Below are 24673 nucleotides of genomic sequence, written 5' to 3'. Positions count from 1 at the left end.
GCGGCCGCGGCGGTCGTGCCGCGGCCAGTGATCGTCAGGCCATGTCGTTCAGGTGACAGGCGCTCAGGTGGTTGATGGCGATTCCCTTCAGTGTGGGAACCTCGGTCTTGCAGCGCGGCATCGCGTGCGGACATCGCGGATGGAAATGGCAGCCGGTGGGCGGGTTGAGCGGGCTGGGAATTTCGCCCTTGATCGCGGTGAAGGTCTTGTGGCGCGATTTCAGGCTGGGGATTTCGGCCAGCAGGGCTTGCGTGTAAGGGTGGTTGGGACGCCGGAAGACTTCTTCCACCGTCGCCGTTTCCACGACTCGGCCCAGGTACATGATGACCACGCGATCGGACAGGTGTTCGACCACGCCCAGGTCATGGCTGATGAACAGGTACGTCAGGTTCAGTTCTTCGCGCAGGTCCATGAACAGGTTCAGGATCTGCGCCTGGATCGAGACGTCCAGCGCGGCCACGGCTTCGTCGCAGACCAGCATGGACGGCTGCACCGCCAGCGCGCGGGCGATGCCGATGCGCTGGCGCTGGCCGCCGCTGAACTGGTGCGGGTAGCGCTGGCGCAGCGACGGGTCCAGGCCCGCACGCTCCAGTTGCGCGCTGACGTAGTCGTCGAAGTCGCCGTTGCCGACCAGGCCGTGGATGCGCGCCGCTTCGCCCACGATCTCATCCACGCGTAGGCGCGGGTTGAGACTGGCGTAGGGATCCTGGAAGATCATCTGCACTTTCAGGCGCGCGGCGTGGGCCTCGGCCGCATTCATGTCCGCCGGGCGCACGCCATGGATGCGGACCTCGCCGCCCGAGGGCGTGAGCAGGCCCGCCGCGATGCGGCCCAGCGTGGACTTGCCGCAGCCGGATTCACCGACCAGGCCGACGACCTCGCCGGGATTCACGATCAGATCGACGTGGTCCACGGCGCGCGTGATGGCGGGCGGCTTGGACAGGCCCAGCGACTGCATGGCGCGGCCGGCGGCGCCGACCTTGCGTTCGCCAAAGCGCTTGCTGACCTGACGCAGGTCGATCAGCGGCGTGGGGGCGTTGGCGGTGGAGGTGGCGCTCATGCCGCCACCTCGCGGTGGATCTGAATGGAAGGATGAAAGCAGCGCACGTTGTGTTGGGGTAAGGCTTCGGTGATGCCGGGTTGCTGGCCGCAGGCGGCGGTGGCGCGCGCGCAGCGCGCCGCGAAGGCACAGCCGGCCGGCAGGTGCAGCAGGTTCGGCGTCATGCCGGGAATCTGGCGCAGGCGCTGGCCGCGCGCATTGTTGCTGGGCAGGCTGTCGATCAGGCCCACGGTGTAGGGGTGCTGCGGACGGTCCAGCACGTCGTCGACCTTGCCGTGTTCGACGATGCGCCCGGCATACATGACGGCCACTTCGTCGGCAAGGCCCGCCACCACCGACAGGTCGTGGGTGATCCAGATAAGGCTGGTGCCGTGCTGCTGGGCCAGCTTCTGCACTTCGGACAGGATCTGCGCCTGGATGGTGACGTCCAGCGCGGTGGTCGGTTCGTCGGCAATGATGAGGTCCGGCCGGTGCAGCATGGCAATGGCAATTGCCACGCGCTGGCGCATACCGCCCGACAGTTGGTGCGGATAGGCGAGCAGGCGTTCCTCGGGGCTGGGGATGCCCATCATGCCCAGCGTGTCGCGCGCCAGGATGCGGGCCTGGGCGCTGCTCATCTTGTTATGCGCACGCACCGTCTCGATCATCTGCACGTCCACCCGCAGCACGGGGTTCAGCGTCATCATCGGATCCTGGAAGATCATGGCGATGCGGTTGCCCTGCAGGCGGCGCAGTTCGCGCGGGGGCAGCGTGGTCAGGTCGCGGCCCTGAAACAGGACCTGGCCGCCCACGATACGGCCCGGCGCGTCGACCAGACCCATGATGGAAAAGCCCGTCACGGACTTGCCCGAGCCGGATTCGCCGACCAGGCCCAGGATCTTGCCGCGAGGCAAGGTGAAAGAGACGTCGTCCACGGCGGGCAGCACGCCCGCGCGGGTGTGGAAGTGCGTGCGCAGGTTGCGCACTTCAAGCGTGGCCGGCGCGCCAGCCGAGGCAGAGCGGTCGGTCATTTGTGGGTCCTCGGGTTCAGCACGTCGCGCAGGCGGTCGCCCACCAGGTTGATCGCCACGATGGTGATGAGCAGCGCGATGCCGGGGTAGAAGCTGATCCAGTATTCGCCGGACAGCATGTATTGAAAGCCGTTGGAAATCAGCAGGCCCAGCGACGGTTCGGTCACGGGCACGCCCAGTCCCAGGAAGCTCAGCGTGGCTTCCAGCGTGATGGCGCGCGCAATCTGCAGCGTGCCGATGACGATCAGCGGCGGCAGGCAGTTGGGCAGGATGTGCTTCAACATGATCCGCCAGTTGGGAATGCCCAGGCAGCGGGCGGCTTCCACGTATTCGCGGCGGCGCTCGACCAGGGCCTGGCCGCGCGCGGTGCGGGCGTAGTAGGCCCATTCCAGGATCACCAGCGTCAGCACCACGTTGCCCACGCCCTTGCCCAGATAGGCCAGGATCATCATCGCGACCAGGATCGACGGGAACGACAGGATCAGGTCCACGAGGCGCATGATGAAGGCGTCGACCTTGCCGCCGGCGTAGGCGGCCAACAGGCCCAGCAGCGTGCCGATGATGCCGGCGATCAGCGCCGAGCCCACGCCCACCATCAGGCTGATGCGCAGGCCATACAGGATGCCCGACAGCAGGTCGCGGCCCTGGCCGTCGGTGCCCAGCCAGTAGTGGAACGTGTCCAGGCCATTCATGGAACCCGGCGGCAGGCGCGAATCCAGCACGTCGATCTGCAGCAGGTCATAGGGATTCTGCGGCGAGATCCACGGCGCCAGCACGGCGGCCAGAATCAGCAGGGTGGCGACAACCAGGCCCAGCACGGCCGTCTTGGACGACATGAATTCGGCAAGGTTGCGGCGCCACGGCGACTCGCGGCGCAGGGCGGGCGCCTGCGCGGTTTGGGATACGGAACTCATGCCGTGGCCTCCAGCCGCACCCGGGGGTCCAGCACTTTGTACAGAATGTCGACGATCAGGTTCAGCGTCACGAACAGGCACACCACCACGATCAGATAGGCCACGATCACGGGGCGGTCCAGCGCGTTCAGGCTGTCCAGGATCAGCTTGCCGGCGCCGGGCCACGCAAAGATGCTTTCGGTGATGACGGCAAATGCGATGGTCGAGCCCAGCTCCAGGCCCAGCACCGTCACCAGCGGGATCATGGTGTTGCGCAGCACGTGCACACAGACGACGCGAAACGGCGACAGGCCCTTGGCGCGCGCGAACTTCACGAAGTCCAGCGGCATCACGTCGCGCACGCCGGCGCGGGTCAGGCGGATCACCAGGGATATCTTGAAGAGCGACAGGTTGAACGCCGGCAGGATCAGGTGGCGCCAACCGTCTGCCGTGAGCCACGACCACTGAAAGCCCAGGAACTCCACCGTCTGGCCGCGGCCGCTGGCGGGCAGCCAGCCCAGCGACACGCTGAACGCCATGATGAGCATCAGCGCCACCCAGAAGGTAGGCAGCGAAAAGCCCACGATGCTGCCCGCCATGATCATCTTGGCCGCGCGGCTGTCCGGATACAGACCCGCAAACAGACCCAGCGGCAGGCCGATGATGACGGCGAAGGACAGGGCGGTGATGGCCAGTTCAAGCGTGGCCGGCAGGCGCTGGATCACCAGTTCGATCGCCGGAATGTTGTAGACGAAGCTGTTGCCCAGGTTGCCGTGCAGCGCGCCGTTCAGGAAGGCCAGGTATTGCTGCCAAAGCGGCTTGTCCAGCCCCAGTTCGGCGATGATGCGCGCGCGGTCCACCTGGTCCACGTCCTGGCCGATCAGGATGTCCACGGGGTTGCCGATGGCGTGCAGGCCCACGAAGACGATCAGCGTCATCAGGAACACGACCACCGCAGCCTGCGCCACGCGGCGTAGCAGCCATGCGGTCATTGCGTGGTCTCCGCCTGCGAAGCCGTGGCCGGCGCGGCGGCCGGCGTCCACTCGTCACCGAACACTTCGGGCTCCGAGAACGCTTCCATGTTGGCGTAGTGCGTGAGCACGTCTTCGCGGTAGAACAGGCCGGCGATGCCTTGCGCCAGGCGCTTGGCGCCTTCGCTGATCGCGGGGATGTCGCCCGAGATCGTGCCGTGCGTCAGCGCGGCGGGGTACGAAAAACAGTGCACGCGGTCCAGGCCCGGGCAGGCGCCAGGGACTTTCTCCTGCAGTTCAAACACCGGTCCCAGATCGGGCGAGTCGTGCAGTTCCTGGTCTTCCTCGCCGGGCGGCGGCGTGTAGCGGTCGCCCCAGGCGCGCACGTGGGGCGCCAGCGGTGCGAACTCCGGCCGCACGGTCCAATCGATGCGAAAGCCAGTGGAGAAGATCAGGAAGTCCAGCACGAACACGCCCTTGGGCGTGGTGACGTGAATCTCGTCATCGACCAGGGCCAGGTCCAGCACGCCACAGCCCAGGTTGAAGAACGCATTGGGATGGCGCGACACGCGCAGCGTGCTGCCGCGCGGGGGCGGCACTTGCGCGGCGTTGATGTAGTGGCGGATCTTCCACTTCCATTCGTCCGGCAGCGTCAGGTGGCCGTGGGTCAGGCCCGGGTTGCCCGCGCCCTTGCCCTTGTTGATGCGCGGGATGTCATTGCGGCGTATCAGCAGATCGACGCTGGCGGCGCCGGCTTCCAGCGCGGTCGCCGCGCTGTCCATGGCGGACGCGCCCGCGCCCACGACGCCGACGCGCTTGCCGGCCAGGGTGTTGTAGTCCATCACGTCGGACGAATGCGCCCAGCGGTCGCGCGGCAGCTTCTTTGCAAAGTCGGGCACGTACGCGCCGCCCAGGCCGTCGCGGCCGGTGGCCAGCACGACGCGGCGAGCCAGAACGGTCGTGCGTCCGGCCGGCGACTGGATGTCCAGCGCAACCAGCTGATCGGCGCGCGGCTGCACGGACAGGATGCGGTGTTCATTGCGCACGTCCAGGTTCAGCACGCGGCGGTACCAGCGCAGATACTCCATCCATTGCAGGCGGGGGATCTTGTCCAGCGCTTCCCAGGCCGCCAGGCCGAATTGCGCCTCGAACCAGGCGCGGAAGGTCAGTGCGGGCAGGCCCAGCGCGGGACCAGTCAGTTGCTTGGGCGAGCGCAGCGTTTCCATGCGGGCCGTCGTGGCCCACGGACCTTCGTAGCCTTCGGGCGCCTGATCGAAGATCGGCGCATCGATGCCCAGGTGCTTCAGAGACGCGGCTGCGGCCAGGCCGGCCATGCCGCCGCCGATGATCGCCACATCCAACACCTGCTGGCCGTCGACCAGCCGGCGCGTCACCCAGTTCTTGGCGGGAATTTCCAGCCAGGAGAGGTCTTGCCGAAGGCGCGCCTCCAGGGCGGGCAGGCCTTGCGGCGGGGTGGCGGTGGGCAGATTCATGATGCGGGTGTTTCCATGACAGGGGCGTCATCGCCGTAGATCGACTGCAGCAGCGCCGAATGCTCGGACGGGTCGTGCAGCACAAAGCCGGGCAGCAGGTCTGCGGCGGCTTCGGCCAACGCGTCGGCCATCGCCTGGCAGGCGGGCGACAGCGTTTGCGACTGCGGGGTGATGACCCCAAAGAAGAAAGGGATGTCCAGATCGATGGGACGGATCGCCACGCCCGCCATCGGCGAACCATAGGCGGTCACGGGTTCCAGCACCGATACGCCCAGGCCCGCGCGGACCGCGGCCAGGGCGTTGACGGACGAATTGGTTTCGATGGTGCCCAGCGCCTGCACGTTGTGCGCGAGTGCCGCGTCCAGCCGGCGGCGCAGGCGATAGGGGTTGGCCATGGTGATGAGGCGGCGTCCGGCCAGCGCCGATACCGGCACCACGGCGTGGCGCGCGGCGGGATCGTCTTCGGGCAATGCCGCCACGCAAGGCGCCTGTGCAATCCAGTGCACGGTCAGGCCGCGATGCTCCAGCGGCAGGCTGGTCGCGCCCAACTGCGCGGCGCCCGACAGCACGGCGTGCACCACGCGCTCGGGCGAGGCGCTGCGCAACTGCACGCGGGCGGGCCCAAGCCGGTCTTCGATGCGTTTGAGGGCGGCCGGCACCAGGCCGGCGGCAAGGGCGGAAGTGGCAGCCATCAACAGCGGCTGCGCCTGACCGCGCGCAATTTCGTCGGCCCGGCTGCGGATCTGCTGCAGGCTGGACAACGCGCGTTCAACATCGTCGTAAAGCAGGAAGCCCTGTTCGGTAGGCGTCACGCGGGGGCCGCTGCGGTTGAACAGGGGATAGCCGATTTCGGCCTCCAGTTCCTGCAGCAACCGGCTGATCGCAGGCTGCGAGCGTCCCAGCAGCCGTCCGGCCGCGGTGACGCTGCCGGTGGACATGACGGCCGCGAAGGCCTCGAGTTGACGAAGTTCCATTGGTCTTGATTTATGCCAAGGACGAATTCTGGCCGCTCGAGTATGCGCTTTGCAAATAATAAAAGCGCATAAGCAAATTCCCTAATGGGGTTTTCCTTAGGGAAGTTGATAACTTCGCGTTATTTCAATTGCTTAGCTTATTGCTGCGCGCTTGGCGGGCGCACTGGGTCCAGAAGCCCGATCCCGGCATGTCACGGCAGACCGGGAAAATGGTCGACCCATTTAATCGATAAATCGCCAAACGAATCGACCAATCTGATCGTGAAGTCCGGGAAGTTGTCGACGATTTGCCATCTGCCGCAGCGGTCGGGGAATGAGCTGACTTTCTCTACCAGCAAATCGGGGAATGCGGTGGCCACTTTGACTTCGATGTCAGGAAACGATTTGACGATCTTCACTTTGCCGTACAGGGGGATCCCCTTGTAGGTGCAGTTGGCCTTGTCAATTTCGGCTGCCCAAGCGGAGGATGCCGCGCCGAGCAGGGCGCAGGCGAAGATGGCGCGATTGAGCAAGTGCATGGAGATCCTTATGTGCCGGGGGGCCGCTGGATGGCTTGGGCGCACCGAATTGGGGACAATGAGCGGGCGGCAATTATGCCTGCCTTTGAGCGGCAGTTCCAAGCCGGCGCGATACCAGACTGCGGCCGGTGTTGACGTCAGGAATGCGCTGAATCAGAGCTGCTTGCAGTGCTGCCGGCTGCGCCCGCCAGGATGGCGCGCCCCTTTTCCGTCAGCACCACCACCGCTTCCCCGCGCACCGAGCTTTCGCCCGGCGACATGTCGATCAGGCCATTCGCCGTGGCGTCTTCCCAGGCCGACAGCCGGGGGCAATTGGTGCGCCAGGCCTCCATCGTCTCGGCATACGTGCGCGGCCGGGCGGCGATCCACATCAGGAATTGCACCAGGTTGCCCATCTGGGACGCGCCGGCCTCGATGTCTATTTCTGGTTTTTCAGTCATGGGCGCCTCCGTTCCTGGATCAGGGATGCGTCTTGACGATACTCTCGTGCCCGCCTGCGCTCCAGTCCTATCTGGGCGCCATTCCCTTGCGCAATCTATTGGCGGGTTCCATGAGCGCGTCCTTCATGTCGTCGCGCTCCAGCACGCACGGCTCGTGGTGCAGGTCCCGCATGAAATCGTCGTAGAGCTCGCCGGTGATGCCGGCCGGACGCTTGAAATCGCCGGACAACTGGTACGCGCGCAAAAGAATCGAACGCAGACGCTTGACCTCCCAGAGCAGGGCGATCACATCGGGATTCCAGGGCTGACGCTCGCGGATGAAGCGCAGGTCGGCGTGGGAGAGCGGGGCTTTGAACGGCATGGCGGAAAATACTGTTTATATATCCAGTATAGTCCGCCCGAATCGAAGGTAGGAGGGGGGATTTACCGAATTGCGCCCAAGGCACGCAAAACAGGTAACTCCGATAAACCAGATGTGAGAATTGTTGAACTTCAGCGCAAGCATCGTCCTTACCATTTCATGAAAGCAAAATGAAAGGGAGCGGAAATGACGCTGTGCGGCCTGTGCGCGGCCATCATCGTGGGCCAGGCTGGCGCGCCTGGGCACGAAAGCCTGATCAGCCTGGGGTACGTCCGTTCGTTGCCGCTGGCGCATCGCGGCGTGACGCATGAGGCGTTTACCTGCGGGGACTGCGGCGCCAACTGGGACTACCTGCACGACAGGCGCGACCCCGCTTCAGGATGGACGCGGTGCGATCGCACCACGCCCGGCCCGCAGAAGACAAGCGATCAGCCGGCGGACGATGCGTCCGAACAAGAGGCCCGGAGAACGGCCTGAAGGTTTGACGGCCTGACCGCCGCCGCCGCAGGCCGCGCGAGTTGTTCCGATCACACCACCCGCGTATGCACCTGGCCTTCGCGGAACCACGAATCCAGATTCGCGCGCATCAGATCCGCCATCGCGCGGCGCGTTTCGTGGGTGCCGCTGGCGATGTGCGGCAGCATCACCACGTTATCCATGGCGTTCAATTCCGGGGGCGTGGCGGGCTCACGTTCGAACACGTCCAGCCCCGCGCCGGCGATGCGCCTATTCTGCAGCGCCGCCACCAACGCGGCCTCGTCGACCACCGTGCCGCGCGCAATGTTGATCAGCCAGCCGTCGGCGCCCAGCGCATCCAGCACCTGCGCATTCACCATGTGCCGGGTGGCGCTGCCGCCCGGCACGGCCAGCACCAGGTAATCGCATTGCGAGGCCAGGTCCACGATGGTCGGGCAATAGCGATACGCCTCGGGCGCGTCGGGGCGCGGCTTGCGGTTGGTGTAAAGAATTTCCATGTCGAAGGCCTGCGCGCGGCGCGCGATCTGAAGGCCGATGTTGCCCAGGCCGACGATGCCGCAGCGCTTGCCGGTCATGCGCGAACCCAGCCCAAATCCTTCAGTGGGCCAGCGGCCCGCGCGCACGAAGCGGTCGGCTTCGGCGATACGGCGCGAGACGGCCAGCATCAGGGCCAACGCGGTATCGGCCACGCAGGCGTCCAGCACGCCGGGCGTGTTGGTGACGACGACGTTGCGTGCCTTGGCGGCCTCGATGTCGATGGTGTCGTAACCCACGCCAAAGCTGAAGATGCCTTCCAGCGCGGGCAGGGCGTCGATCAGTTCCTTCGTTGCACCAAACCTGCCGCTGGTGGCGATGCCGCGGATGGCGGCGCCGTGCTCACGCAGCAGCGCCGCCTTGTCCTGGGCCTCCCAGAGGCGATGGACGCGGTAGCGCGATTCCAGGTCGGCCACCAGGTCGGGCAGCAGGGGACCGACCATCAGCAGATCGGCGGCGGAAGCGGGAAGGGATGCAGTCATGGATACGGCTTATCTAATTAGATAGAGGAAAAGGCCCGCCGAAGCGGGCCGGGACCGGAATCAGTTGGTCTGGATGTTGCGGGACTTGATTATCTGCCCATAACGTTCGCGCTCGCTGGCGGCCAGATCCTGCAGTTCCTTTGGCGTCGAGCCGTGCGCCACGGCGCCTTGCGATTCCAGCTTGGCCTTGACGGCCGGATCGGCCGCGACGGCGCGGATGGCCTCGGAAAGCTTGTCGATCACGGCCTGCGGCGTGCCGGCAGGCGCCAGCACCGCCGTCCACGAGCCGCTTTGCGCGTTCTTCACGCCAGCTTCGTCGATGGTGGGCACGTCCGGCATGGCGGGCGAGCGGGTCGCACCGGTGACGGCCAGCGCGCGCAGCTTGCCGGCCGTCACGTACGGCATGGTTTCCAGGACCGACGCAAACAGCATGTCGACGCGGCCGGCCATCAGGTCGGTCATCGCCGGGCCGCCGCCCTTGTAGGGCACGTGCACCAGGTCCACGCCCGTGGCTTGTTGGAAGATTTCGCCGGACAGATGGGGCGCGCCGCCCGTGCCCGAGCTGGCAAACGTGTGCTTGCCCGGCTGGGACTTGGTCAGCGTGACCAGTTCCGCCACGTTCTTGGCGGGCAGGCTGGCGGGCACCACCAGCACAAACGGCAGGTCCGAAAACAGCGATACGGGCGCAAACGCCTTGACCGGGTCGGAATGCAGCTTGTAGATCCAGGGGTTGATCGCCAGCATGCCCGAGTTCGCGAACAGCAGCGTGTAGCCGTCGGGCTGCGAACGGGCCACCAGGTCGGCGGCGATCTGGCCGCCCGCGCCCGGCCGGTTGTCCACCACCACCGACGACGAGAATTTTTCGCCCAGGGCCGCGGCCAGCAACCGCGCCGAGATGTCGGTGCCGCCGCCGGGCGAGAAGGGAACGATGAGATTGATCGGGCGTTCCGGATAGCCGGCGGCGCTGGCTGCGTGGGGCACGGCCGCGGTGGCGGCCAGGGCCAGCGCCGCGGCGAGGAGCCGGACGCGGATCCGGGCGGGGTTCTTTGTCTCCATGGATTTTCTCTTTTATGGCGTTGATGGCGGCGAGGCCGCAAAAAAAGTGCTGCGGGTAAGGCTCCTGATGCTTGGCGGACCGGATTCGCGGCCCTGCTGGCGAGTATAGGGAGGCCTGTCCATGGATATCCGTTCGAGCTATAAATAGCATCAATCAATTCAAGGATTGAATCGATGGAATTCCGCCAGCTCGAATGCTTCATTGCGGTGGCAGAGGAACTGCATTTCGGCCGCGCCGCCGAACGGCTGTGCATGACGCAGCCCCCGCTATCGCGCCAGATCCAGTTGCTGGAGCAGGATCTGGGCGTCACGCTGTTCGAGCGCAACAGCCGTCAAGTGGTGCTAAGCGCCGCGGGCCGGCGCTTTCTGCGCGATGCTCGCCACCTGCTGGAGTTTTCAGCGCAGGCCGCCGCCACCGCGCGCCGTACATCGGGTGGCGAGGCCGGCCACATTACGCTGGGCTTCACTGCCGTGGCGTCGTACCGCCTGATGCCGTCGCTGATCGTGCAGGCGCGCAAGCTGCTGGCGGGCGTGGAGATCCAGCTTCGAGAAACCGTCACTACCGAACTGGCCCGTCTGCTGCTGGCCCATGAGCTGGACGCCATCCTGGCGCGCAGCGTGCCGCAGCAGGCCGGCATCGAATCGCGCCTGGTCGAACGCGAACCGCTGGTCCTGGCGCTGCCCGCCGATTCGCCGTTGTGCGAACACGCGACCGTGCCCCTGAAATTGCTTCAAGGCCAGCCATTCGTGCTGTATTCGCCGCGGGAAGGAAAGTACTTCTATGACCGCATCGTGGGCGCCTTCGGCCTGGCGGACGTGCAGCCGCAGTACGTCCAGCGCGCCGGGCAGACGCATACGCTGCTGGCGCTGGTACGCGCGGGACTGGGCGTGGGCATCGTGCCGGATTCGGCGCGGGAGCTGCGCTTTGAAGGCGTGGTGTTCCGGCCCATCGACCAGCGCAATCTGTATGCGGACATGTACCTGGCGTGGCACGCGCAGCACGACAATCCGGCGCTGGATGCGTTCCTGCAGCGCGTGGCCAAACTGGATACCCCGGACGCGATCCGCCGCGGCGGACAGGAATGAACCCATCGGTTTTCTAGTGGTGGCGTGCGAGGTCCGGCGCATATCGCATCGCCCCGTCCGCGTCGGCGCGGGCGCTTTCGTCCTGCAACCGCTGCGCCTGGGTCGAGCACGCGGTCAGCACCAGCCTGCATTCGGATCCCGTCTTGTCACGGCACAGGCCCAGAACGTAATCCCCCGTCCGCTGTCCGTCCCAAGCATGTTCGCCAATGGCGACGACGTGCTGCGCGCCGTTCGCAGCCACCGCCACGCATTGGTTCTTGAAGCTGGCATACACCGCGCAGGTGGCGCGTGGCTCGTCTTCGCGGCAAGCGGCGAGCGCGCTGCCGCGAGCCGCTGCGGCGGAGCCGTACAGGATCGACGCGTAGTAGCGATACGTTGACGAGACGATCAGGGCGCCATGCAGATCGGGCGGGACCGGCTGCGCGCTGGCCGCGGTGGCGCACGCAGCAGACATGAGCAAGCCCGAAACAAGCCGTCGCGGCATAGGAATCCCCTGGGGTTCAAGACCACAGTAGCGGAGCGGCGCGCGCCTTGCCAGCATCAATCGGGCTGGCGCGGATATATCAAGTTGAAACATCCATAGACCATCCAAGTGGATGGTTTATGATTCGATCCATGCCGCCTCGCACCTCACAACTCGCCTCCACCCCCAAACCTGCGGACGAGAAGATCACGATCAACCTGGGTTATGTCGACCTTGGCCAGATCGATCTGCTCGTCCAGGAAGGGTTTTATGCAAACCGTACGGACCTGATCCGGACGGCGATTCGCAATCAACTTGCCACCCATGGCGACGCGGTGCGTCAGGCCGTCAGCCGTAAAACGCTGGTGCTTGGCATCCAGCACTACACCGCCCAGGAGCTGCTGGCGGTTCAAGCCGCGGGCGAAATGCTTCAGATCCGGGTGCTGGGCCTGGCGACCATCGCCTCCGATGTCACGCCCGAGCTCGCGCTTGCCACGATCGAATCTCTAACGGTATTGGGGGCGCTGCATGCCAGCCCCGCCGTCAAAGCCGCCTTGCGTCAGCGCATCCGCTGATCGTCCACGCCGCAAAAAGGTCACTCAATGCACCCTGAATTCCAGCACCTCATGAACCGCGCCACCCAGCTCACGCAAGCCGGCGATCTGACGGCTGCCACCGCCGCGATCCAGGCTGCGCTGCGCGGCTTGCCGGCCGCTGCCGCGCCGAGCAACGACGATGCCGACGTCATCGACGTTCAGGCCTGGGAGGTTCCCGATTCCGGCCGGGCCTCTGGTGCTGCCCGGCCCGAGTTCGACGAAGCCGTCCCGCCCACGCACACCGCCGCTGCCTCGGGCGATACGTTCACGTCGGGATCATTTCGCAATGCGTCCGGACAGCGCGGCTACAAGCTGTATGTGCCGCCCAACCCGGAGGGCGCGCCGCGTCCCCTGGTCGTCATGCTGCACGGCTGCACCCAGGACGCCGACGATTTCGCGGCGGGCACCGCCATGAACGACGCCGCCCGCGAACAGGGCTTCTACGTGCTGTATCCCGTGCAAGCGCGCGATGCCAATCCCCAGAAGTGCTGGAACTGGTTCAAGCACAACCACCAGCAGCAAGGGCGGGGCGAACCCGCCATCCTGGCGGGCATGACGCGCGAGGTCATGGCCACCCACAACATCGATCCGGCGCGCGTGTATGTCGCCGGACTGTCGGCGGGCGGGGCCATGGCCGCGATCCTGGCCGGCGCCTATCCAGACCTGTATGCGGCGGCAGGCGTGCATTCGGGGCTGGCTGCTGGCGTGGCGTCGGATCTTCCGTCGGCGCTATCCGCCATGAAGGGCGTGGGCCTGAAAACGGCCGCGCCGGCCACTGCCGGCGTGCCGGTCATCGTCTTTCACGGCGACCGCGATGCCACCGTGCACCCCGGCAATGCCGACAACGTGATCGCGGCCAGCGTGGGGCCCGGCGCGCGCGTTGAAACCGTGCGCGTTCCTGGCGCCGCCAATAAGCGGCACAGCACCCGGCATCTGTACCGCGACGCCACGGGCGACATCGTCGCCGAACGTTGGGACGTTCACGGCGCCGGACATGCCTGGGCGGGCGGATCGGAGCAAGGGTCCTACACGGATCGGTCCGGTCCGGACGCCACGGCCGAGATGCTGCGATTTTTCTTCGTGCGCGCATTGACGCCCTAGTCTTCGCGCGGGCAGGGCAGAGCGGATCACGGCCGATGTAGTATCTGCCGTGATCCCTCGCTTGAAAGCGACAACCCTCACCGCGCCGCCAACGGGCGGCAGGAGCACCGTGCAGATCGTCAGAATTCTCGAAGACATGCGCCAGGGCGACCAGGTACAGACCCGCGCGCATCACACTCCCACCGAGGGCGACCTGCTCGCCGCACTGGACAGGCTGGATGGCGAGGTCTTCAGCTCGACCGCCTTCGTGATCGATGATGACACGGTCATGTCGATCGGCGGCGGCGACGGCGCCTACGTCGTGTTCATCTCTTCGGATGGGGACACGCGTATACACACGCTGATCGATCCCACCAGATCCGAAGACCATGACCAGGATCTGGTGGCGGGCGGGCAATCAGGCAGTTATCCGCAGTTCCAATGCGTGGACCGCTCGTTGGCGGCGTCGGCGCTATTGCACTTTCATGCGCATGGAACCGCGTCGCCGGACCTGAACTGGGCTAGCGAATAGCCACCGGCTTGCCGTAGAGCACCCGCGCGCACAACAGGCCGGCCACCGCAGCGGGCAGGGCGCCCATCATTAACGGGAACCCCAGGGCCGCAAGGGACCGGTCGCGCGTGCCGAACGTCAGCAGGAAGACGAAGGCATACGCCGCGCCGATCAGACCCATGCGCAGGATTGCCAGCCAGGACGGCGCGGCAGGCTTGAGCGCGCCTGCGGTCATCCCGCAAAGCAGCGCCGGGATGCCGCCGAAAAGATAGGCCCACGGCAGCCCATAGAGACCGAACAAGAGCAGCTCCGGATCCTGCGCACCGATGGATATGACGACGGCCATGACCAGCATGCCGACAGCCGGCCCCATAAATGCAAAGATTGCCGCGCCCGCCAGCATGTCGCGGGACATGGCGCGGCCCGAGTCCGCGGGCCGGCGCTGCATGCGGCGATAGACGGCCGCGGCCAGCGTGCATGCGAGAAGCAGGGCGCCAACAAAGTAGATCATCAGGTCAGTTCCGGATTGATTGGATAAAACGGCGGGGCGGGCAAGCGTCCTGCCAGCAAAGCGCCGTTGCGAGGCCCGCGGCCAGCAGGCGTGGCCTTAGGGCGCGTAGCGTGTGCGAGTTGCGCGAGTTGCCTGGGTTGCGCGGCGCACGCATCAAGGCATTTTCTTCTTGCCCAGCAAGGCCAACGTCAGGCTGCGGCCCGTGCGCATGAACGGATATAGCGCCTTGGACAGGCAGGCGTTGCTGAAGATGGTGGCGTTCAGGCGGTTGAACACATCGCTGCCGGTACTGAGTAACGCCAGCCGGTGGATCGCGTCGGCGCCCCAGTAATCGCGGCCATCCAGATGCAGGAGCATGCCCTGATTCAGGTCGTAGCCTTGCGCCCGATGGTGCGCGGCCAGCTCGGGATGGTCGCGCATGTTCAGCAGGGCGATGGGCCCGGCGGCCTTGCGTAGCCGCATCATCCGCACGTAGTTTGAGCAGAAGGGGCAATCGCCGTCGTAGAGGAGGTAGTTTTCGTCGGACTGCATCGTGGGGATCCGTCGGGTGTTCCGGGAACATACCTCATAAATCCAGCGGGATGGTTGCGGGGCACGCCTTCGGCTTGCGCTGTAGTCTGCCCCGCGCGGCGGCGCCCATTGGCGCCGGGCAGCCCGCGGCCGGATTCAAACATCTTCGGCTGGCGCTTGGGCAGCGTCCCACGCCAGCGCCATCGCATAGCGCCGCACGTCGTGCGGCCATTGCCCCACATGCCGCGCGTAGGCGTCGCGATCGTTCGCGTAGAGCGCGCGTGTGGCTTCCTCGAAACCAGGCAGGTTGCCCGCGACGCTGGCCATGAAGCGGTACGCCGCCTCCTGGCGGTGGCGTCGCGCGTCCTGCGCCTCGTTGTCGCGGCGGGCCTGCTCCACCAGTTTGCGCAGCGCCACCGAAGCGCCGCCAGGTTGGGCGGCCAGCCAATCCCAATGGCGCGGCAAGAGGGTCACCTCGCGCGGCACCACGCCCAGTTTCGGTCGGCCCCGGCCGCGCGGCGCCTCGTCGGGCGGCGTGTCTTGAACCACGGGGGCGGCAGTGTCTGTCCGGGCATAACGGTCAGCGATCTGCGCATCATCACCGCTTACGTCCAGATCGACCTGCTTGCCTGTCGAATCCTGGAACACCAGCACGGCGTCATTACGGCGCGCGGCCAGCGCCTGCTTGACCGCCAGCGCGACGTCGGCCAGCGAGCCCGCCGCCAACAGCCGATGGCCTTCGAAGGCGGTATGAGCGTCGGAAGGGTTTGGAATCATTTTTTTGTCCGGGTAAATTTATGGGTTGGATTATTACCCCGTTGAAATTCCCTGTCAATATGATCCGGGTAAAAATAAGTCACTCAGATTGTCGTGTCGTTGCGGTGTCATAAATATCCACCTCGACCTATGGTTAACACCTAGTCAAATCAGACTGGCGGCGTATAATCTCGCTTTGCGCCCGGAGTTACCCATGCGTCTCGTACAAAAAGCGCTCACCTTCGACGATGTGTTGTTGGTGCCTGCGTATTCCGAGGTGTTGCCGCGCGACACCTCCCTGGCCACGCGCCTGACTCGCAACATCAGCCTGAATATCCCCCTCGTGTCCGCCGCCATGGACACCGTCACCGAATCTCGTCTGGCCATCGCCATGGCGCAAGAGGGTGGCATCGGGATCATCCACAAGAATCTCTCTGCCGACGCCCAAGCGCGTGAAGTGGCTCGCGTCAAGCGCCACGAATTCGGCATCGTGATCGATCCGGTCACCGTCACCCCCCAGATGAAAGTGCGCGACGCCATTGCGTTGCAGCGCCAGCATGGCATCTCGGGCCTGCCGGTCGTCGAAGGCCGCAAGCTGGTCGGCATCGTCACCAACCGCGATCTGCGCTTCGAAGAAAACCTGGATCAGCCCCTGCGCAACATCATGACGCCGCAGGAACGCCTGGTCACCATGAAGGAAGGCGCCACGCTCGAAGAAGCGCAGGCCCTGATGCACAAGCACCGTCTGGAACGCGTGCTGATCGTGAACGACGGCTTTGAACTGCGTGGCCTGGCCACCGTCAAGGACATCGTCAAGAACACCGAGCACCCGATGGCCAGCAAGGACGGCCAAGGCCAGTTGCGCGTCGGCGCGGCCGTGGGCGTGGGCGGCAACACCGAAGAACGCGTGGAAAAGCTGGTCGCCGCCGGCGTCGACGTCCTTATCGTCGACACCGCGCACGGCCACTCCAAGGGCGTGCTCGAAGGCGTGCGCTGGGTCAAGCAGAACTACCCCAAGGTTGAAGTCATCGGCGGCAACATCGCCACCGCAGCCGCCGCGCGCGCGCTGGTCGAATACGGCGCCGACGGCGTCAAGGTCGGCATCGGCCCCGGCTCCATCTGCACCACGCGTATCGTGGCCGGCGTTGGGGTGCCGCAAATCCATGCCATCTCGCAAGTCGCCAAGGCGCTGGAAGGCACGGGCGTTCCGCTTATCGCCGACGGCGGCATCCGCTACTCGGGCGACGTCGCCAAGGCGCTGGCCGCCGGCGCATTCTCGTGCATGATGGGCGGCATGTTCGCCGGCACCGAAGAAGCCCCCGGCGAAGTCGTGCTGTTCCAAGGCCGGTCGTACAAGTCGTACCGCGGCATGGGCAGCCTGGGCGCCATGACGGAAGGCTCGGCCGACCGCTACTTCCAGGACCCGGCCAACAACGCCGACAAGCTGGTCCCCGAAGGCATCGAAGGCCGCGTCCCCTACAAGGGCAGCGTGCTCGCCATCATTTACCAACTGGTCGGCGGCATCCGCGCCTCCATGGGCTACTGCGGCGCCGCCACCATCGACGACATGCGCACCAAGGCCGAGTTCGTGGAGATCACCTCCGCGGGCGTTCGCGAGTCCCACGTGCACGACGTGCAGATCACCAAGGAAGCGCCCAACTACCGCGCCGACTGATCCGCACAGTCAACTACAATGTCATGCATCACGCACCGGCAGAACCGCAACGATCAGCGGGTCTGCCGGTGCGGTTTTATTTCCAACGGGTAGAGTCTCCATGCACCAGCGCATTCTTATCCTCGACTACGGTTCGCAAGTCACGCAGCTGATCGCCCGCCGCGTCCGCGAGGCCGGCGTCTATTCCGAAGTCCACCCTGGCGACGTCGACGACGCCTTCGTGCGCGAACAGATGGCGCAGGGTTTGAAGGGCATCATCCTGTCCGGCAGCCACGCTTCGGCCTACGAAGAGGGCTCCATGCGCGTCCCGCACGCCGTGTTCGAGCTGGGCGTGCCCGTGCTGGGCATCTGCTACGGCATGCAGTCCATGGCGCAGCAACTGGGTGGCGTGGTCAGCTTCTCCGACCACCGCGAATTCGGCTACGCCGAGGTCCGCGCCCACGGCCACACCAAGCTGCTGGAAGGCCTGGAAGACTTCAGCACGCCCGAAGGCCACGGCATGCTCAAGGTCTGGATGAGCCACGGCGACAAGGTCACCGAGCTGCCCCCGGGCTTCAAGCTGATGGCGTCCACGCCGTCCTGCCCGATCGCCGGCATGGCCGACGAAGACCGCCGCTTCTACGCCGTTCAATTCCACCCCGAAGTCACCCACACCGTCCAGGGCAAGGCCATGCTGGCCCGCTTCGTGAACGAGATCTGCGAGTGCTCGGGCGACTGGAACATGCCCGACTACGTGTCGGAGGCCGTCGCCCGCATCCGCGAGCAGGTCGGCACCGACGAAGTCATCCTCGGCCTGTCCGGCGGCGTGGACTCCTCCGTTGCCGCCGCGCTGATCCACAAGGCCATCGGCGACCAGCTCACCTGCGTCTTCGTCGACCACGGTCTCTTGCGCCTGGACGAAGGCAAGCAGGTCATGCAGACCTTCGCCGAAAACATGGGCGTGAAGATCATTCACGTCGACGCCACCGCGCAATTCATGGGCAAGCTGGCCGGCGTCGCCGACCCCGAAGCCAAGCGCAAGATCATCGGCCGCGAATTCGTCGAAGTTTTCCAGGAACAAGCCGGCAAGCAAAAGAGCGCCAAGTGGCTGGCCCAGGGCACGATCTACCCCGACGTCATCGAATCCGCCGGCGCCAAGACGGGCAAGGCCACCTCCATCAAGTCGCACCACAACGTGGGCGGCCTGCCGGACACGCTGAACCTGCAACTGCTGGAACCCCTGCGCGAACTCTTCAAGGACGAAGTCCGCGAACTGGGCGTGGCACTGGGCCTGCCGCCGCAGATGGTCTACCGCCATCCGTTCCCCGGTCCGGGTCTGGGCGTGCGCATCCTGGGCGAAGTCAAGCATGAATACGCCGAACTGCTGCGCCGTGCCGATGCGATCTTTATTGAAGAGCTGCGCAATACCAAGGACGAGGCCAGCGGCCTGACCTGGTACGAGCTGACCTCGCAGGCGTTTGCGGTTTTCCTGCCGGTGAAGTCGGTGGGGGTGATGGGCGACGGGCGTACGTATGAGTACGTTGTCGCGCTGCGTGCCGTGCAGACGTTTGACTTCATGACCGCTGATTGGGCGCCGCTGCCGCATCCGTTGTTGGCTCGCGTTTCGTCGCGGATCATCAATGAAGTGCGCGGGATCAATCGGGTGGTGTACGACGTGTCGAGCAAGCCGCCGGCGACGATTGAGTGGGAGTGATTCGGCGTCTGGCATCGGCTGGCACTGAGTAGCACGAGAACACACCTAAGCCCGCGTCACTGCGGGCTTTTTTATGGTTTCGTTCGGCACCATCAGGCAATCTTTGGCATCGCCAAGCACCGTTTTTTCATGGCATGATGAATGGCATTGAATGCTTCAATGCCATGAGATGCCGTCGATACCATGTAGCAACCTTTCTGGTGCTCATGGTATTGACCTGACGTAGTGCAATGATTTCATTGTGTTTTTACGCCAGGATGGGCTGATTTCAGATCATGGTATTTGAGCCGAATTAGGGCGAGAACCATGCTGACCGATACCAAGCTGCGTAACCTCAAGCCGAGGGACAAGCTCTACAAGGAAAACGACCGCGACGGCCTCTATGTGGCCGTCACGCCCGCCGGGGCGATCTCGTTCCGCTACAACTACTCGATCCACGGCCGGCAGGAGACCATCACCTTCGGCCGCTACGGTGTTGGGGGCATCACCCTGGCGGAAGCCCGCGAACGGTTGGGCGAGGCCAAGAAGATGATCGCGGCCGGGAAGTCGCCGGCCAAAGAGAAGGCGCGGGACAAGGCCCGCGTTAAGGATGCAGAGACGTTCGGGGCGTGGGCGGAAAAGTGGCTGCGTGGCTACCAGATGGCTGACTCCACCCGCGACATGCGCCGTTCAATCTACGAGCGCGAGCTGAAGCCTAAATTCAGCAACCAGAAGCTGGTGGAGATCACCCACGAGGACTTGCGGGCGCTGACCGATGCCATCGTGGAGCGCGGTGCACCGGCGACCGCAGTGCATGCTCGCGAGGTGATGTTGCAGGTCTTTCGCTGGGCCATCGAGCGCGGCCAGAAGGTCGAGAACCCGGCAGAGCTGGTGCGGCCGACGACTATCGCCAAGTTCGAGCCGCGCGACCGTGCGCTGACGCCCGACGAGATCGGTCTGATGTATCAGTACATGGAGCGCATCGGCACAACGCCATCCATTCGGGCTGCCGCCAAGTTGTTGCTACTGACGATGGTGCGCAAGAGCGAGCTGACCAACGCGACCTGGAGCGAGATCAACTTCAGCGAGGCGCTTTGGACCATCCCGAAGGAGCGGATGAAGCGACGCAATCCGCACCTGGTGTTCCTGTCCCGACAGGCGCTGGACATCTTCATTGCCCTCAAGACCTTTGCCGGCGGATCGGACTACGTGTTGCCGTCGCGGTACGACTCGGACTTGCCCATGAGCAGCGCCACGCTCAACCAGGTGCTGACGCTGACGTATCGGCTGGCGCAGAAGGAAGGGAAGTCGCTCGCCAAGTTCGGGCCACATGACTTGCGGCGCACGGCCAGCACGTTGTTGCATGAGGCCGGCTACAACACGGACTGGATTGAGAAGTGCCTGGCGCACGAGCAGCGAGGCGTCAGGGCCGTCTACAACAAGGCCGAGTACCGCGAGCAGCGGACGGCGATGTTGCAAGACTGGGCGGACATGATCGACGAATGGACACTGAAGCGGCCGAAGGTGTAAGCCAGAAGATGACAGTTCGCTCGCCTGCCCGAACATCGAGGCATGGCCCCGGGTTTCATTGACACTTGAGGGGCGCTGCGTTTTAGCCGCTAAAAAGTGGCTGCTGCGACCGACGGGGTGAAGCCGGGACGCATGGCCTGAGTGCCCGATGCCTTGCGCGCCTCGATCCATTCCTCGACCTCGGCCAAGTCCCAGGCGACGTTTCGGCTGGTGAGCGCAATGCGACGCGGAAACTCCCCGCGCTGCTCCATATTGAAAATCGTGCGCTCAGACAGCGGGATCATCGCCAGTAGCTTCTTGCGGTTGATGAGCGTCTTACTTGTCGTTGTCTGCATCCCTTGGCCTCTTTCAGTCACTTGCGAATATGTGCCTGATGGTGCCTGTGAATGCGGATTGTTTCGTCCTATTAGTTGGTCAATTTGGTTGACGCCGCGAGCGCGACTTTGAACTCAAGTGGAACATCGCAGGGATCGACGCCAGTGCCTTCGATACGGCTTGGCGTTCTATACCTAGCTTTCGCGCAATCTCCGACTGGTTGAGCCCAGACCACTGGAGCATCAGCATCTGTTTTTTGCGGTCTGACAGCTTCGAGTCCACCATGAGCCGCGCTTGATTGCGCAACTCCGCTTTGTCTGCTGGCTGAAAGGTTTGGCCGGCGACGTAGTGGAAGAAGTAGCTGTCAACCAGTTGATCGCCCGATTTCACTTGAGGCGTAGCTGGCTTTGCGCACTGCTGGCTGAGCCTGGCAAGTTCGAGATCGAACTGCGCGAGTGAGCGTCTTGCTTGTCTGTATGAGGGATTCCATGCGCCATTCGGCAATTTGGGCCGGTGATCCAGGCAGTACAGGCTGCTGAGTCGAAGTTTCTCCTCGGGGTCGTCAGCCTTTGGGTCATCGCTCCCACCGGCGAACGAGGTCAACTCGGCGAGTGCTCCGCAAAACCGGCAGAAGCCCTGCTGACGTTCACCATTCAGGCGGGTGTCGCGCACCTGTGACTTGGTTGGTCGTTTGCAGGCACAGTCCCACACCAGTTCGATCAGTGATTCCAGCGTTGCGACAAAACGCTGATCTCTCGCAGACTGTCGATCTTCCGTGAGAACGAACGCGCGCAGCAATTGCCGCTGCAAGCGAACCATCGCATCAAGCCCCACCAGTCGAATGATCGCGCTGAAGCTCACTCCCGTGCCGGCGCCGGGGACGTGGCCCGAATAGCGCACAGGAAGGGCTGCCATGTAGGCGGCCACGGCGGGATCGATCAGTTCCTGTATCAATCGCACGATGGGATAGCGCCGCGAGGATGCGGAGTACGGCCGCCAGCGATCCTGAAACTGCCGGATGGCTTCCGAGACGGTGGGGTCGCAACCTTCCCAGATAACGATGATTGGGCCATTCTTCATGTCAACCATTTTGGACAATTAATAAGATGTAGGCAACCCCCAATAGCACCTAACCTTCGTAGCAATTCAGTTGATAACGGAGGTTTACGCAATGACGATAGAAGACACGCTGCTGCAACGCTTCGGCCCACTGCTAAGCATCGCGCAGCTCGCCACTGTCCTTGATCGCTCGCCTGATGGACTGCGGATCAGCTTGCGCGCAACGAACGAGTGGGCGCAGCGAATCAACAAGGCCCGCTTGAAGATCGGCCGGCGGGTCTACTTCCGAACCTCGCAGATCGCCGAGGTGTTGAGCGACGAGTCCCTGTACTGAGCGGGGAACAGCGTCATGGCGATTGATGTACTGGCGGCGTTTGAGCACGAACCGCCGGTGCTGGACTTCTTATGGCCTGGCTTCCTGGCGGGAACGGTCGGCGCGCTCGTCGCCCCAGGGGCTACGGGCAAGAGTTTCTGGGCGCTAGAAGCGGCCATGAGCATCGCATGCAGCGTTCCGGGTGGCGACCTCGTGGGCCTTGCCCCCGCACATTCCGGGCGCGTGGTCTATCTGGCCGGGGAAGACCCACCGCCCGCGCTTGTGCGGCGCGTTCACGCCATCGGCCAGCACCTCGGGCACGCAGCTCGCCAAGCCATCGCAGAGAACTTGGTGCTTGAGCCGATCATGGGCAAGCGCATGGACATCATGAACAAGGCTCACCTGCGCCGCGTCATTGAGGACGGTGCCGGGGCGAGGCTGATTGTGCTGGATACCCTGAGCCGTATTCACGCCCTCGATGAGAACAGCAACGGCAACATGGCCCACCTCGTGGCCGTGTTGGAGCACGTTGCGGCCACCACGGGCGCATCCGTGCTCTACCTACACCACGTCAGCAAGGGAAGCGCCCGCGAAGGGCAAACCGACCAGCAGCAGGCTGCGCGTGGCGCATCGGCGTTGATCGACAACGCCAGGTGGTGTGGTTACGTCGCTCGCATGACCGAGGATGAGGCAAAGCGCCTCAGCGACCGCCCCCACGACCGGCAGCCCATCGGTAATGAGCGCCGCAGCTACTTCGTGCGTTTCGGCGTCAGCAAGCAGAACTACGACGCCACGCCGCTTGATCGCTGGTACATGCGGCACTCCGGCGGCGTACTGGTGCCAGTGGAACTGCATGAGGCCCGCAGGAATGAGGAGAAGGGATGCGATGGCCGGAGGCGAAGCGATGGCTTTTGACCTCACCCATGCCAGGCACGATCCAATGCACTGCTTGGTCCCCGGCTTGTTCCGCAGTCTCAAACGCGGAGAACGGAAGAAACTCAAGCTCGATGTGACGTATCACTACGCCGAGAATGAACAAGCGCGGTTCGTCGGCTTTGAGCCGCTCGGTGCCGATGACATGCGGCTGCTGCAAGGTCTGGTGGCTCTTGGCGGGCCGAAAGGCATTATCCTGACGCCGGAGCCAACAGCAGACTTACCGAAGCAGCTCCGTCTATTCCTTGAGCCAAAATTTGACGCGGTAGGGCAGGATGCGCTTGTCGTGAGAGAGAGTATGACCAGCCTACTAAGCGAGATCGGCTTGACCGATGGCGGCGACAATATCAGGGCGATCAAGGCGTGCTTGCTGCGCATGGCAAACGTGACAGTGGTAGTCACCAAAGGGAGCAGGCAACGGTCTTTTCACTTGATGAGCTATGCCTTCGATGAGGAGGACGGACGGCTATTCGTCGCGCTGAATCCTCAGATTGCAGAGGCGATTCTTGGGCGGCGTCCGTATACCCGCATTGAGATGGCCGAGGTGCGGGCGCTACAAACCGATCCGGCCCGCCTGATTCACCAACGACTATGCGGCTGGATCGATCCTGGCAAAGCCGGCCGCGTGGAACTGGATACCCTTTCCGGTTACGTTTGGCCGGACGAAGCGAACGCTGAGGCCATGAAGAAGCGCCGTCAGAAGGCCCGCAAGGCTCTGACCGAGCTTGCTGCCGTGGGCTGGAAGGTGAGCGAATATGCGGAAGGGAAGTGGGAAATCGGGAGGCCGAAGCCCGTAGTAACGTTCCCCAATCTCCGTAGCAACGTTCCCCTTCACCCGTAGCAACGTTCCCCGCCAAAAACTGGAAAACACAGTAACGGCGCGGGCTTGCGGCCAGTTCGAAAATTCCATCCATGATCTTCCAAGATCATCCACTAGGCGCGGCATTTGCCGCCGCCCTGTAGGGCGACGCCAAGCCCTTGCCGATGGTCGGCCTTCGGCCGTTGAGTTGTACGCCAGAAGGGTGGTCAGCTCCGGTCGGTCCTTTTTTAGCGGCTAAAACGCTACGCCCCTCAAGTGTCAATGGACTGACGTTGTATGTTGTATGTTGTAGCGCGCTACAACATACAAAAGTTCTATTCGGTGCCACGGTCACATATGCCCCACTTTTTTTGGCGCGCCCACCAAGCTGCAGCATCGTCATTTTCGGCGAGGCTGGCCATTGTCTCCGTTCCGACGATTGCGGCCGGCTGAGCATTGACTCTTGAGGGGCAGCAAGCTGCCAGGCAATCTTTCGGCCCCTTTTTTGGCGTTCAACTTTTCCGTGGTGCTGAATCTGAGTGGTGCCTATCGCGGTTTCGATAGACGTGCTTGCGTTACTCGCTTCATGTCAACC

Annotated in this window: 28 protein-coding genes; 11 read left to right on the top strand and 17 right to left on the bottom strand. The window is 64.3% G+C overall.

All coding sequences use genetic code 11. From position 1 onward, the window contains the following. Positions 1–34: 34 nt before the first annotated feature. The 9 genes from LN047_RS15815 to LN047_RS15775 form a co-directional block, all read right to left on the bottom strand. The gene (locus LN047_RS15815) at positions 35–1060 is read right to left on the bottom strand and encodes an ABC transporter ATP-binding protein (RefSeq protein WP_373979521.1); all 1026 of its coding nucleotides are present in this window, start codon (positions 1058–1060) and stop codon (positions 35–37) included. After that, a complete protein-coding gene (locus LN047_RS15810; protein WP_152384673.1) occupies positions 1057–2070 on the bottom strand; it encodes an ABC transporter ATP-binding protein in 1014 nt (337 codons plus the stop codon). Before LN047_RS15810 ends, LN047_RS15815 begins: the two co-directional genes overlap by 4 nt. Further along, positions 2067–2984, bottom strand: coding sequence for an ABC transporter permease (locus LN047_RS15805; RefSeq protein WP_373979518.1), 918 nt, complete (start codon positions 2982–2984; stop codon positions 2067–2069). Before LN047_RS15805 ends, LN047_RS15810 begins: the two co-directional genes overlap by 4 nt. Further along, positions 2981–3955: an ABC transporter permease gene (locus tag LN047_RS15800; RefSeq protein ID WP_152384672.1), complete on the bottom strand. Its 975-nt coding sequence runs from the start codon at positions 3953–3955 to the stop codon at positions 2981–2983. The genes LN047_RS15805 and LN047_RS15800 overlap by 4 nt, the downstream gene beginning before the upstream one ends. Beyond that, entirely contained in the window at positions 3952–5427 is a 1476-nt protein-coding gene (locus tag LN047_RS15795; protein WP_373979517.1) for a SidA/IucD/PvdA family monooxygenase, read from the bottom strand. The genes LN047_RS15800 and LN047_RS15795 overlap by 4 nt, the downstream gene beginning before the upstream one ends. Further along, the gene (locus tag LN047_RS15790) at positions 5424–6401 is read right to left on the bottom strand and encodes a LysR family transcriptional regulator (protein ID WP_373979515.1); all 978 of its coding nucleotides are present in this window, start codon (positions 6399–6401) and stop codon (positions 5424–5426) included. Before LN047_RS15790 ends, LN047_RS15795 begins: the two co-directional genes overlap by 4 nt. 191 nt (positions 6402–6592) lie before the next feature. Next, entirely contained in the window at positions 6593–6919 is a 327-nt protein-coding gene (locus LN047_RS15785) for a hypothetical protein (protein WP_373979513.1), read from the bottom strand. A gap of 137 nt (positions 6920–7056) precedes the next feature. Then, on the bottom strand, positions 7057–7359 hold the full coding sequence (locus LN047_RS15780) for a hypothetical protein (RefSeq protein ID WP_373979511.1): 303 nt from the start codon (positions 7357–7359) through the stop codon (positions 7057–7059). A gap of 67 nt (positions 7360–7426) precedes the next feature. After that, complete coding sequence (locus LN047_RS15775) at positions 7427–7720, bottom strand: hypothetical protein (RefSeq protein WP_056319180.1); 294 nt, start codon at positions 7718–7720, stop codon at positions 7427–7429. Between the two features lie 186 nt (positions 7721–7906). On the opposite strand from LN047_RS15775, the gene LN047_RS15770 reads away from it, so the two are divergent. Beyond that, positions 7907–8197, top strand: coding sequence for a hypothetical protein (locus LN047_RS15770; RefSeq protein ID WP_373979510.1), 291 nt, complete (start codon positions 7907–7909; stop codon positions 8195–8197). A gap of 50 nt (positions 8198–8247) precedes the next feature. Here the strand turns inward: LN047_RS15770 and LN047_RS15765 are convergent, their stop codons facing one another. Together LN047_RS15765 and LN047_RS15760 are read right to left on the bottom strand one after the other, a co-directional pair. Further along, the gene (locus LN047_RS15765) at positions 8248–9213 is read right to left on the bottom strand and encodes a 2-hydroxyacid dehydrogenase (RefSeq protein WP_373979509.1); all 966 of its coding nucleotides are present in this window, start codon (positions 9211–9213) and stop codon (positions 8248–8250) included. A gap of 60 nt (positions 9214–9273) precedes the next feature. After that, a complete protein-coding gene (locus tag LN047_RS15760) occupies positions 9274–10269 on the bottom strand; it encodes a tripartite tricarboxylate transporter substrate binding protein (protein ID WP_056319185.1) in 996 nt (331 codons plus the stop codon). 174 nt (positions 10270–10443) lie between these two features. On the opposite strand from LN047_RS15760, the gene LN047_RS15755 reads away from it, so the two are divergent. Beyond that, positions 10444–11355: a LysR family transcriptional regulator gene (locus LN047_RS15755; RefSeq protein WP_373979507.1), complete on the top strand. Its 912-nt coding sequence runs from the start codon at positions 10444–10446 to the stop codon at positions 11353–11355. A gap of 13 nt (positions 11356–11368) precedes the next feature. Here LN047_RS15755 and LN047_RS15750 read toward each other — a convergent pair whose 3' ends face one another. Beyond that, entirely contained in the window at positions 11369–11809 is a 441-nt protein-coding gene (locus LN047_RS15750; protein WP_373979506.1) for a DUF4189 domain-containing protein, read from the bottom strand. Between the two features lie 161 nt (positions 11810–11970). Here LN047_RS15750 and LN047_RS15745 point away from each other — a divergent pair, with 161 nt between their 5' ends. The 3 genes from LN047_RS15745 to LN047_RS15735 all read left to right on the top strand — a co-directional run bounded on the left by LN047_RS15745 (position 11971) and on the right by LN047_RS15735 (position 14026). Beyond that, a complete protein-coding gene (locus tag LN047_RS15745; protein ID WP_056319198.1) occupies positions 11971–12393 on the top strand; it encodes a hypothetical protein in 423 nt (140 codons plus the stop codon). Positions 12394–12420: 27 nt separating this feature from the next. Next, complete coding sequence (locus tag LN047_RS15740; protein ID WP_373979505.1) at positions 12421–13515, top strand: PHB depolymerase family esterase; 1095 nt, start codon at positions 12421–12423, stop codon at positions 13513–13515. A gap of 109 nt (positions 13516–13624) precedes the next feature. Beyond that, entirely contained in the window at positions 13625–14026 is a 402-nt protein-coding gene (locus LN047_RS15735; protein ID WP_346526793.1) for an Imm1 family immunity protein, read from the top strand. Here LN047_RS15735 and LN047_RS15730 read toward each other — a convergent pair. From LN047_RS15730 to LN047_RS15720, 3 genes are all read right to left on the bottom strand, one after another. Continuing rightward, positions 14016–14516: a hypothetical protein gene (locus LN047_RS15730; protein WP_373979504.1), complete on the bottom strand. Its 501-nt coding sequence runs from the start codon at positions 14514–14516 to the stop codon at positions 14016–14018. The genes LN047_RS15735 and LN047_RS15730 overlap by 11 nt on opposite strands. A 153-nt stretch (positions 14517–14669) precedes the next feature. After that, on the bottom strand, positions 14670–15047 hold the full coding sequence (locus tag LN047_RS15725) for a DCC1-like thiol-disulfide oxidoreductase family protein (RefSeq protein WP_056319205.1): 378 nt from the start codon (positions 15045–15047) through the stop codon (positions 14670–14672). Between the two features lie 135 nt (positions 15048–15182). Next, on the bottom strand, positions 15183–15803 hold the full coding sequence (locus tag LN047_RS15720) for a DUF2239 family protein (protein ID WP_373979503.1): 621 nt from the start codon (positions 15801–15803) through the stop codon (positions 15183–15185). 193 nt (positions 15804–15996) lie between these two features. Here LN047_RS15720 and guaB point away from each other — a divergent pair, with 193 nt between their 5' ends. The 3 genes from guaB to LN047_RS15705 all read left to right on the top strand — a co-directional run bounded on the left by guaB (position 15997) and on the right by LN047_RS15705 (position 20659). Next, positions 15997–17457 carry an IMP dehydrogenase gene (gene guaB, locus LN047_RS15715; protein WP_056319209.1) on the top strand — a complete coding sequence of 487 codons (1461 nt, stop codon included), beginning with the start codon at positions 15997–15999 and terminating at the stop codon, positions 17455–17457. A gap of 100 nt (positions 17458–17557) precedes the next feature. Then, entirely contained in the window at positions 17558–19150 is a 1593-nt protein-coding gene (gene guaA, locus LN047_RS15710; RefSeq protein ID WP_062841038.1) for a glutamine-hydrolyzing GMP synthase, read from the top strand. Between the two features lie 306 nt (positions 19151–19456). Then, positions 19457–20659 carry a site-specific integrase gene (locus LN047_RS15705; protein ID WP_105801542.1) on the top strand — a complete coding sequence of 401 codons (1203 nt, stop codon included), beginning with the start codon at positions 19457–19459 and terminating at the stop codon, positions 20657–20659. An 89-nt stretch (positions 20660–20748) separates the two neighbouring features. Here LN047_RS15705 and LN047_RS15700 read toward each other — a convergent pair whose 3' ends face one another. Both LN047_RS15700 and LN047_RS15695 read right to left on the bottom strand, forming a co-directional pair. Beyond that, positions 20749–20994 carry an AlpA family transcriptional regulator gene (locus tag LN047_RS15700; protein ID WP_015649464.1) on the bottom strand — a complete coding sequence of 82 codons (246 nt, stop codon included), beginning with the start codon at positions 20992–20994 and terminating at the stop codon, positions 20749–20751. 79 nt (positions 20995–21073) lie between these two features. Beyond that, the gene (locus LN047_RS15695; protein ID WP_334037354.1) at positions 21074–22054 is read right to left on the bottom strand and encodes a LuxR family transcriptional regulator; all 981 of its coding nucleotides are present in this window, start codon (positions 22052–22054) and stop codon (positions 21074–21076) included. Between the two features lie 91 nt (positions 22055–22145). On the opposite strand from LN047_RS15695, the gene LN047_RS15690 reads away from it, so the two are divergent. From LN047_RS15690 to repC, 3 genes are read left to right on the top strand one after another with little or no spacing between them, the layout of a single operon-like run. After that, on the top strand, positions 22146–22367 hold the full coding sequence (locus tag LN047_RS15690) for a hypothetical protein (protein ID WP_031688685.1): 222 nt from the start codon (positions 22146–22148) through the stop codon (positions 22365–22367). Between the two features lie 15 nt (positions 22368–22382). Further along, the gene (locus LN047_RS15685) at positions 22383–23261 is read left to right on the top strand and encodes a helicase RepA family protein (protein WP_105801540.1); all 879 of its coding nucleotides are present in this window, start codon (positions 22383–22385) and stop codon (positions 23259–23261) included. Then, positions 23251–24120, top strand: coding sequence for a replication protein C, IncQ-type (repC, locus tag LN047_RS15680; protein ID WP_105801539.1), 870 nt, complete (start codon positions 23251–23253; stop codon positions 24118–24120). Before LN047_RS15685 ends, repC begins: the two co-directional genes overlap by 11 nt. Positions 24121–24673: the final 553 nt, after the last annotated feature.

This window comes from Achromobacter sp. JD417 (assembly GCF_041879325.1).
GTDB lineage: Bacteria > Pseudomonadota > Gammaproteobacteria > Burkholderiales > Burkholderiaceae_B > Achromobacter > Achromobacter mucicolens.
The sequence above is the reverse complement of the archived record's forward strand: the minus strand, read 5'-3'. Positions and strand labels throughout refer to the sequence as shown.